This window comes from Streptomyces sp. NPDC006283 (assembly GCF_040613325.1).
Classification (GTDB): Bacteria; Actinomycetota; Actinomycetes; order Streptomycetales; family Streptomycetaceae; genus Streptomyces.
Genome location: NZ_JBEXRZ010000075.1, coordinates 24,013 through 33,533 on the forward strand (window position 1 = coordinate 24,013; position 9,521 = coordinate 33,533).

The 9,521-nt window shown below is 69.7% G+C and carries 7 protein-coding genes; 5 read left to right on the plus strand and 2 right to left on the minus strand.

Annotation, left to right across the window (positions count from 1 at the left end):
* Positions 1-64 precede the first annotated feature (64 nt).
* From ABZ070_RS17680 to hflX, 5 genes are all read left to right on the plus strand, one after another.
* On the plus strand, positions 65-505 hold the full coding sequence (locus ABZ070_RS17680; RefSeq protein WP_356634749.1) for a hypothetical protein: 441 nt from the start codon (positions 65-67) through the stop codon (positions 503-505).
* 68 nt (positions 506-573) lie between these two features.
* Positions 574-1,488 (plus strand): diaminopimelate epimerase, encoded by a 915-nt coding sequence (gene dapF, locus ABZ070_RS17685; protein ID WP_356634732.1) that lies wholly within the window; start codon positions 574-576, stop codon positions 1,486-1,488.
* Between the two features lie 137 nt (positions 1,489-1,625).
* Positions 1,626-3,704 (plus strand): HD domain-containing protein, encoded by a 2,079-nt coding sequence (locus ABZ070_RS17690; RefSeq protein WP_356634734.1) that lies wholly within the window; start codon positions 1,626-1,628, stop codon positions 3,702-3,704.
* Positions 3,705-3,780: 76 nt separating this feature from the next.
* Positions 3,781-5,265 carry a M1 family metallopeptidase gene (locus tag ABZ070_RS17695; protein WP_356634736.1) on the plus strand — a complete coding sequence of 495 codons (1,485 nt, stop codon included), beginning with the start codon at positions 3,781-3,783 and terminating at the stop codon, positions 5,263-5,265.
* Between the two features lie 170 nt (positions 5,266-5,435).
* Positions 5,436-6,926 (plus strand): GTPase HflX, encoded by a 1,491-nt coding sequence (gene hflX, locus ABZ070_RS17700; RefSeq protein ID WP_356634739.1) that lies wholly within the window; start codon positions 5,436-5,438, stop codon positions 6,924-6,926.
* 86 nt (positions 6,927-7,012) lie between these two features.
* Here the strand turns inward: hflX and ABZ070_RS17705 are convergent, their stop codons facing one another.
* Both ABZ070_RS17705 and ABZ070_RS17710 read right to left on the minus strand, forming a co-directional pair.
* On the minus strand, positions 7,013-8,182 hold the full coding sequence (locus ABZ070_RS17705; protein WP_356634741.1) for a hypothetical protein: 1,170 nt from the start codon (positions 8,180-8,182) through the stop codon (positions 7,013-7,015).
* Positions 8,183-8,485: 303 nt separating this feature from the next.
* A partial coding sequence (locus ABZ070_RS17710; RefSeq protein WP_356634743.1) for a hypothetical protein occupies positions 8,486-9,521 on the minus strand: 1,036 nt, incomplete at its 5' end.

Genomic DNA, 9,521 nt, shown 5'->3' on the forward strand with positions numbered 1-9,521 from the left:
CCGGGAGCGTGCCATCATCGAGCATCGATCGACAGTTGAGTCCGAGTTGGGAGGGCGCGTGGCGATGGAGGCCGGCCCTCGCGACACGGAACAGCAACGGCGGGATGCGGCGGACGGTACGTCCGGCCTCAGCCCGGACGGGCCCGACGAGCAGGACGTGCTCGCGGACGAGGTCGAGGTCGAACTGCGTCCGCCGCGGCGGCTCAGGATCTGGCAGCTCGCACCGATCGTCGTCCTCGCCGCCATCGGCTCGCTGATGTTCGCCTTCCCGCTGGCCTTCGGAACCGGCGACGGCGGAGCGGTCGTCGCCATGCTGGGTCTGCTGATCAGCTGCTGCGCCGCGGGCTGGGGCGTCATGGCCGCCCGTCGCGTCGGACACACCTGGCCCGGCCTGCCCTCGCGCGGCTCCGGCGAGCGTCCCGACTGGCGTGTGCTCGCCCTGTACGTAGGTGTCGCCGCAGTGCTCGTCGCACTCGCCGTCTGGCGGGTCGCCCGGCTGAGGTGAGGACGGCCGGTCACGGGGAGCGCCTGCCCGGCCACCCGTTCCGGGCGCTGTCGGACGCTCCTCGTACGATGGGGAACGTGAGCACCTCGCAGACCTCGCCGATTCCCTTCCTCAAGGGCCACGGGACCGAGAACGACTTCGTGATCGTCCCCGACCCGGAAAACGCCCTCGAGTTGTCCGCGTCGGCCGTTGCCCGGCTGTGCGACCGCCGGGCCGGTATCGGCGGTGACGGGCTGCTGCACGTGGTGCGCTCCGCGGCGCACCCGGACGCCCGCCACATGGCCGCAGAGGCCGAGTGGTTCATGGACTACCGCAACGCGGACGGTTCGATCGTCGAGATGTGCGGGAACGGCGTCCGGGTGTTCGCCCGCTATCTCCAGCGCGCAGGCTTTGCCGAGCCCGGTGAGCTGGCCATCGCCACCCGGGGCGGGGTCAAGCGGGCCCACATCGCCAAAGCCGATCCGGGCAGTGGCTCCGACGCCGCCGACATCACCGTCTCCATGGGGCGCGCGGTGCTTCCCGCCGAAGGCGTCACCGTCTCCATCGGCGAGCGCAGCTGGCCCGCCAGGAACGTCAACATGGGCAATCCCCACGCGGTCGCCTTCGTCGAGGAACTGGGCCACGCCGGGGACCTGCTGACCACGCCGCCGTTCACCCCCGCATCGGTCTACCCGCACGGTGTGAACGTGGAGTTCGTCGTCGACCGCGGCGAGCGCCACGTCGCCATGCGGGTGCACGAGCGCGGCTCGGGCGAGACCCGATCCTGCGGTACGGGCGCCTGCGCCGTGGCCGTGGCCGCCGCTCGGCGCGACGGTGTGGATCCGGCCGCCACCGGAACTCCCGTCACGTACACGGTTGATCTGCCCGGCGGCCGTCTCCTCATCACGGAGCGCCCCGACGGCGAGATCGAGATGACCGGAGCCGCTGAGATCGTCGCCGAGGGGTACATCGAGCCCGCTCTCCTCGAAACCGTGACCGCATAGCGCTTCGCTCGAATGGGTGATCCGTTTCACGCTGAGCGAGAGGCAGACTGCGCCACGTGGTGGGCTCGGTAGCATCAAGCACCGGCCGGGAGGCACACCAGTCTTCCACCGCCGGTCGAAGCTGCCGGAGGTGCCCCATGAGCGCAGAGGCCACCAACCCAGGTGCCCACAGCCGCAGGCGCGGCCGAGCCAGGATCGACCTCCGCCGGCTGGGCCGCGCGGCACTGCTGGGCCCGGCGGCCCGCGACCGCCTGCCGGACGCGATCGGCCATGTCGCGGAGGCACATCGGGCGCATTACCCCGAGGCCGATCTCGCCACGCTGCACAAGGCTTATGTGCTGGCGGAGTCCTCCCATCGCGGGCAGTTCCGCAAGAGCGGCGAGCCCTACATCACGCACCCGCTCGCCGTGACCCTGATCCTGGCCGAATTGGGAGCGGAGACCACCACCTTGACCGCGTCGCTGCTCCACGACACCGTGGAAGACACCGATGTGACGCTTGAACAGGTCAGAACGGAGTTCGGCGCCGAGGTCAGCTATCTCGTGGACGGCGTCACCAAACTGGAGAAGGTGGACTACGGGGCGGCCGCCGAACCGGAGACCTTCCGCAAGATGCTTGTGGCCACCGGCAACGACGTCCGCGTGATGTCGATCAAACTCGCCGACCGGCTGCACAACATGCGCACCCTCGGCGTGATGCGGCCCGAGAAACAGGCCCGCATCGCCAGGGTCACCCGCGACGTCCTCATCCCGCTCGCGGAACGGCTCGGCGTCCAGGCGCTGAAGACCGAGCTCGAGGACCTCGTCTTCGCCATCCTCCACCCCGAGGAGTACGAACGCACCCGCGTGCTCATCGCCGAGAACTCGGACGCCTGCAACGCCCTCGCCGCCATCGCGGACGAATTCCGTGCCGCGCTGCGCGAGGCGGACATCAACGCGGAAGTACTCATCAGACCACGGCACTTCGTCTCCGTGCACCGGGTACGCCTCAAGAGGTCGGAGCTGCGCAGCACCGACTTCGGTCGGCTGCTGATCCTCGTCGCGGAGGACGCCGACTGCTACGCCGTGCTCGGTGAACTGCACACGTGCTTCACCCCGGTGATCTCCGAGTTCAAGGACTTCATCGCAGCCCCCAAGTTCAACCTTTACCAGTCCCTGCACACAGCCGTCGCCGGCCCGGACGGCGCGGTCGCCGAAGTCCTCATCCGCACGCACCAGATGCACAAGGTCGCCGAGGCCGGTGTGGTCGCACTGGGGAACCCGTACGTCCCGGTCGAGGGCGCGGAGCCCGCCGACGGCGAGCGCGCCGACCCGACCAGACCCGGCTGGCTGTCCCGGCTGCTGGAGTGGCAGCAGTCCACCCCCGACCCCGACACCTTCTGGACCTCTCTGCGCGCCGACCTGGCGCAGGACAAGGAGATCACCGTCTTCCGCGCGGACGGACGTGCACTCGGGCTGCCCGCTGGAGCGAGCTGCGTCGACGCCGCCTATGCCCAGTACGGCGAGGAGGCCCACTCCTGCATCGGTGCGCGCGTCAACGGACGTCTCGCGACCATGAGCACGGTCCTCGGCGACGGTGACACGGTGCATCTTCTGCTGGCCCAGGACAGCTCCTCCGGACCGTCCCCGGAGTGGCTGGACCACGCCCGTACCCCGGCTGCGCGCATCGCCATCACCAGCTGGCTCGACGCCCATCCGGAGGGCGTCGCGGCCCCCTCCGCCGCTCCCCGCCGCCCGGCGCCGCTCACCGCGGGCCGGCCCGTGTCGGCGAACGCCGTGGTGGATCTGCCCGAGGCGACGGTACGGCTCGCGGGCTGCTGCACGCCCGTACCGCCGGATGCGGTCACCGGGTTCGCGGTGCGCGGCGGCGCCGTGACCGTCCACCGGGAGACCTGTCCGGCCGTGGCGCGCATGACGGGCGTGGGGCGCGCACCGGTTCCCGTGCGCTGGGGCGACGCCCCCGAGTGCCGGGTCACGCTGATCGCCGAGTCGTTCGGCCGTCCCCGGCTCCTCGCCGACCTCACCGAAGTCATCGCCGGCGAGGGCGCCGCGATCGTCTCGGCAACCGTGGAGCCGCCGACCCAGCAGCGGGTCCGTCACACGTACACGCTGCAATTGCCCGACGCGGCCGGGCTTCCTGCCCTGATGCGCGCCATGCGCGACGTTCCCGGGGTGTACGACGTGAGCCGCGCCCAGCATCCGGCGGCCACCGCCTGACCTCGTTCGGGTGGGCGAGTCGCCCGGCGGCGCGTGCCGCCATGATCATCGCCGGGCGCGCTGGTAGCCGTAGGGCATGCTGCACATCCCCCGGCGCCGACTGCGTGCCCTCCTGCTGACCGCCGCGTCGGCCACCCTCGTTGCCGCTGCCCTTCCCTCGCCGGAACCACTCGGCATCGGTGACAGGCTCTTCCCCGAGCTGGGCAATCCCGGATACGACGTTCTCGAATACGACATCGCCCTCACCTACGAAGGGCGCAATGACAAGCCTCTGGAAGCGGTCACGAAGATCGACGCCTATGCGACGCGTGGCCTCGACCGGGTGAACCTCGACTTCACCCATGGCACCGTCCGCTCGGTCACGGTGAACCACACCCCCGCAGACTTCGCCACGGCCGGCGAGGACCTGGTCATCGACCCGCCGGCGAACATTCCCGCGAACTCACGGATGGAGATCGCCGTCACCCACACCAGCGACCCGCGCGGCCCGAAGGACGCCGGTGGCTGGGTACGGACCGGCGACGGCCTGGCGATGGCCAATCAGGCGGACGCCGCCCACCGCGTCTTCCCGTCCAACGACCACCCCTCCGACAAGGCGTACTTCACCTTCCGGGTCACCGCGCCGAAGAGCATCACCGTGGTGGCCAACGGCCGCAGGGTGGCCAAGGCAGAGGCCGGCGAGAAGGCCTCATGGGTGTACCGCACCGGTCACCCCATGGCCACCGAACTGGCCCAGGTCTCCATGGGACGCTCGACCGTGGTGGAGCGCCAGGGCCCGCACGGGCTGGCCCTGCGCGACGTCGTGCCCACCGCGGAACGCGACGAGCTGGAGCGCTGGCTGAAGAAGACCCCCGACCACATCACATGGATGGAGGAGAAGGTCGGCCGCTACCCGTTCGAGACGTACGGCGCGCTGATCACCGACGCCGACACCGGATTCCAGCTGGAGACGCAGACGCTGTCGCTGTTCGAGCGCTCCCTGTTCACGACGGGCGCCTACCCGGAGTGGTACGTGGACTCGATCATGGTTCACGAGCTGGCCCACCAGTGGTTCGGCGACAGCGTCACCCCCCGCAGCTGGTCGGACCTGTGGCTGAACGAGGGCCACGCCAGCTGGTACGAGGGGCTGTACGCACACGAGAAGGGCAAGCAGCCGCTGGAGACGCGGATGCGCGAGGCCTACGGGCAGTCCGACGGCTGGCGGGCGGCGGGCGGACCGCCGGCGGCCCCCAAGGCACCCGCTGCCGGACAGAAGCTCAGCATCTTCCGGCCGGTGGTGTACGACGGCAGCGCCCTGGTCCTGTACGCGCTGCGCCAGGAGATCGGCACGTCCGCCTTCGAGAGCCTGGAGCGCGCGTGGGTACAGGAGCACCGGGACGCGACGGCGAGCACCGAGGACTTCACGCGGCTGGCATCGAGCGTCGCGGGGCGTGACCTCTCGGCGTTCTTCGAGGCGTGGCTGTACGGCAAGAAGACCCCGCCGATGCCCGGCCATCCCGACTGGCGCAGCGAGCCCGTCAAGGACCACAAGGAAAAGGCCGGGAAGTCCTCGAGCCGCTGAAAATCGTGGTGACGGTCCCGGTGCCCACGTGCGACCATCAGCGGGTCGGCGCCGCTGCCGGGACCGGGCCCTCGCGGGAATCTTCCGGAGCCGGCACGCGTTGACCCCCGTACCAGAGCATTCGAGCGCGAATCCCGTCGTGCCGCTCTTCCCATCTACGTAAGGATCCAATGACCTCCTCTTCATCCCCTTCCCAGGAACAGCAGAGCTTCGCGGACACGCGCACAGAGAGCCTTCGGGCCGATGCCCTGATGGAAGAGGACGTCGCCTGGAGCTACGAGATCGACACCGAGCGGGACGGCGATCAGTTCGACCGCTCCGAGCGCGCCGCGCTGCGGCGCGTGGCGGGCCTTTCCACCGAGCTCGAAGACGTCACCGAGGTCGAGTACCGACAGCTGCGCCTGGAGCGTGTCGTGCTGGTCGGTGTGTGGACCACGGGGACGGTGCAGGACGCCGAGAACTCCCTCGCGGAGCTGGCGGCCCTCGCCGAGACGGCGGGCGCCCTGGTGCTCGACGGCGTCATCCAGCGCCGCGACAAGCCGGACCCGGCCACCTACATCGGCTCGGGCAAAGCGCAGGAGCTGCGGGACATCGTGCTCGAGTCCGGGGCGGACACCGTCGTCTGCGACGGTGAGCTCAGCCCCGGCCAGCTGATCCACCTCGAGGACGTCGTCAAGGTCAAGGTCGTCGACCGCACGGCCCTGATCCTCGACATCTTCGCCCAGCACGCCAAGTCCCGAGAGGGCAAGGCGCAGGTCGCGCTGGCGCAGATGCAGTACATGCTTCCCAGGCTCCGCGGCTGGGGTCAGTCGCTGTCCCGGCAGATGGGTGGCGGCGGCGGTGGCGGCATGGCCACGCGTGGCCCCGGTGAGACCAAGATCGAGACGGACCGGCGACGGATCCGCGAGAAGATGGCGAAGATGCGCCGTGAGATCGCGGAGATGAAGACCAGCCGTGACATCAAGCGTCAGGAGCGCCGCCGCAACAAGGTGCCTTCGGTCGCGATCGCCGGTTACACCAACGCAGGCAAGTCGTCCCTGCTCAACCGTCTCACCGGCGCCGGTGTCCTGGTGGAGAACGCGCTGTTCGCCACTCTGGACCCGACCGTCCGGCGGGCGGAGACGCCGAGCGGCAGGCTCTACACCCTGGCCGACACCGTCGGCTTCGTACGGCATCTGCCCCACCACCTCGTCGAGGCCTTCCGTTCCACGATGGAGGAGGTCGGGGACTCCGACCTGATCCTGCACGTGGTCGACGGGGCCCACCCGGCGCCGGAGGAGCAGCTGAGCGCCGTGCGTGAAGTGATCCGCGACGTCGGCGCCCTGGACGTGCCCGAGATCGTGGTGATCAACAAGGCGGACGCGGCCGATCCACTCGTGCTGCAGCGACTGCTGCGCATAGAGCGGCATGCGATCGCGGTGTCCGCACGGACCGGCGCGGGCATCGACGAGCTCCTGCAGCTGATCGACACCGAGCTGCCGAGGCCGCAGATCGAGGTCGAGGCGCTCGTGCCCTACACCGAGGGCGGACTGGTCTCGCGCGTGCATGCCGACGGTGAGGTGATCTCCGAGGAGCACACCACGGAGGGCACGCTGCTCAAGGCACGGGTCCACGAGGAGCTGGCCGCGGCCCTGTCTCCGTACGTGCCCGCGGCGCACTGACGCGGAGCCCTCGACCGCACACGGCGAAAGGCCCGCCCCCTTGCCGGGGCGGGCCTTTCGCCGTGTGTTCGTCCGAAGGCGTGTGCTTACCGACCGGCGAACTTGTCGCTCATCATGGTGTAGATCTGCTGGGCGCCCTCGTCCAGTCGCGGACCTGCCAGCCAGCCCGAAGTGACCGGGCCGATCGAGGTGTTGGACACGAGCGCGAGCTTGCCGTCGGGCTGCTCCGCGAACCAGCCGCCGCCGGAGGAACCGCCCGTCATGGTGCAGCCGATGCGCCACATCGTCGGCGTGCCGGGCGCGATGGACAGCCGCCCGGGACGGTCCACGCACTTGTGCATGAGCGCTCCGTCGTACGGCGGAGCGGCCGGGTAGCCCCAGGCGCCCATGGCGCTGATGTCCTTCGCCTCGGGAGCCTCGAAGTTGATGTCGAGGGCGACGCCCACGGTCTCCTCGAGGGACTTGCTGCCCTTCTCCGGCTTCACGTGCATCACGGCGTAGTCGTACGGTGCCCCGGTGCCACCCGTGGGGCCGCCCTCGTCGATCCACTCACCCGACGTGGCGACCCAGTCCGCCCAGTAGACGCCGTACGGGGCGATCTCCTGCGGCTGCGCGTTCTCCAGCGCGGCCGGGGACTTGCCCTGGTCGTTGTAGGCGGGGACGAAGGCGATGTTGCGGTACCAGCCGCCCGCCTTGCCCGCGTGCACGCAGTGGCCGGCGGTCCACACCATGTTGGACTTGCCCGGGTTCTTCGGGTCCTTGACGACGGTGGCGGAGCAGACCATCGAGCCCTCGGGAGCGTCGAAGAAGACCTTGCCGACCGGGGCCGCGTTCTTGTGGTACGGCTTTTTCTCCGGTTCGGCCTGGACCGGACGCGGCTCCGGGTCGGTGACGCCCTGGTCGCCCGAGATGTCGCCCGCCGTCATCGTCTTCGCCGGGGCCTTGGCCGTGGTCATCCGCTCGGGCTTCCACAGCCCCTCGATCACCGGATTGACGAAGTCCTGGGCCTCACGCAGCCACTTGTCCTTGTCCCAGTTCTTCCACTCGCCGTTCTTCCACTTCTCCGGGTCGACACCGTGCTCCTTGAGCTTGTCGGCCAGATCCGCGGGAAGGGCGGAGTCACCGTTGCCCGTGCCGGGGCTGGACGCCGCCGGCTTGTCGGTCGCGCTGTTCTCGCTCGGGCCGCAGGCTGTCGCCGTGAGGGCGAGAGCCGAGACAAGGCCGGCGGCGGCCAGCAACGGACGTATGGATCGCATGAAAACGATTCCCCCTGAAGTGCTTCGCATACTTTCGAAACGTGCCGGGAGCGTGGTCTGCCCGTGCGCGCTGTGCGTCACGTCGATACACGGCCCGGCGATTGCCATGAACGTGTCATGGCAAAGGCGGCCTCCCGGGCCGCCTCGCGTGCGGCACCACTCTAAGCCGATGCGCGGACGATCGGCCGACGCGGGCCCTCAACTGCACGGAGTCTCCACGAGGATGAAGAACAGGGGCCTTCGGCGGATCCGCCGAAGGCCCCTGCCACGGTCGCTCGCTGCGGACGCCGGGCGCCCGAAGTGTTACTGGCCCGAGAACTTCTTGCTCACTGCGTTGTAGACGCCCTCGGCTTCCTTGCCGAGTCGCGGACCGGCCAGCCAACCGGCCGTCACCGGGCCGATGGAGGTGTTGGACACCAGGGCGGGCTTGCCGTCCTGACCCTGGGCGACCCAACCGCCGCCGGACGAACCGCCGGTCATGGTGCAGCCGATGCGGTACATCGTCGGCTCCTCGGCCTTGAGGGAGAGGCGACCCGGCTTGTCGGCGCACTGGAAGAGCTTCTGGCCGTCGTACGGCGGAGCGGCGGGGTAGCCGGTGGCGGTCATGTCCTTGATCTTCGGCACGGCCGGGGCGTTGAAGTCGACCGGCAGGGCCGTACCGACCGTCTCCTCCAGCGACTTGCCCGTGCTGCCCTTCTCCGGGGTCACATGGATGACGGCGAAGTCGTAGGCCGCGCCCTGGCCGCCGGTCGCGGCGCCCTGGGAGATCCACTGGTCGGAGGTCTGGGCCCAGTCGCCCCACCAGACACCGTACGGAGCGATCTCCTCCTTGGGAGCCTTCTCCAGCTCGGCCGTCTCCTTGGCGCCGTTGTTGTACGAGGGGACGAAGGCGATGTTGCGGTACCAGCCGCCGCTCTTACCGGCGTGCACGCAGTGGCCGGCGGTCCACACCATGTTGGACTTGCCCGGGTTGGCGGGGTCCTTCACCACGGTCGCCGAGCAAACCATCGAACCCTGGGGACCGTCGAAGAAGACCTTGCCGGCCTCTGCGGCGTTCGCGTGGTACGGGGCCTTCACGGCCTGCGCGTCGACCGGGACCGGGGTGGGGTCGGTGACTCCCTCGTCACCCGAGATGTCGTTGTCGACGGGCTTCTCCGGCGGCTTCTCGGCGTCCCGCATCCGGTCCGGGTCCCACAGGTCCTCGATGATGGGATTGACGAAGTCCTGGGCCTCACGCAGCCACTTGTCCTTGTCCCAGTTCTTCCACTCGCCGTTCTTCCACTTGTCCAGGTCGATCCCGCGCTCCTTGAGCTGGTCCTTGAGGTCGTCCGGGATGGTG

What these genes read in the sequence shown, in the direction of transcription:
- ABZ070_RS17680 (WP_356634749.1), top strand. Translation starts at nt 65, where the DNA reads ATGGAGGCCGGCCCTCGCGACACGGAACAGCAACGGCGGGATGCGGCG.
- dapF (WP_356634732.1), top strand. Translation starts at nt 574, where the DNA reads ATGGGGAACGTGAGCACCTCGCAGACCTCGCCGATTCCCTTCCTCAAG.
- ABZ070_RS17690 (WP_356634734.1), top strand. Translation starts at nt 1,626, where the DNA reads ATGAGCGCAGAGGCCACCAACCCAGGTGCCCACAGCCGCAGGCGCGGC.
- ABZ070_RS17695 (WP_356634736.1), top strand. Translation starts at nt 3,781, where the DNA reads ATGCTGCACATCCCCCGGCGCCGACTGCGTGCCCTCCTGCTGACCGCC.
- hflX (WP_356634739.1), top strand. Translation starts at nt 5,436, where the DNA reads ATGACCTCCTCTTCATCCCCTTCCCAGGAACAGCAGAGCTTCGCGGAC.
- ABZ070_RS17705 (WP_356634741.1), bottom strand. Translation starts at nt 8,182, where the DNA reads ATGCGATCCATACGTCCGTTGCTGGCCGCCGCCGGCCTTGTCTCGGCT.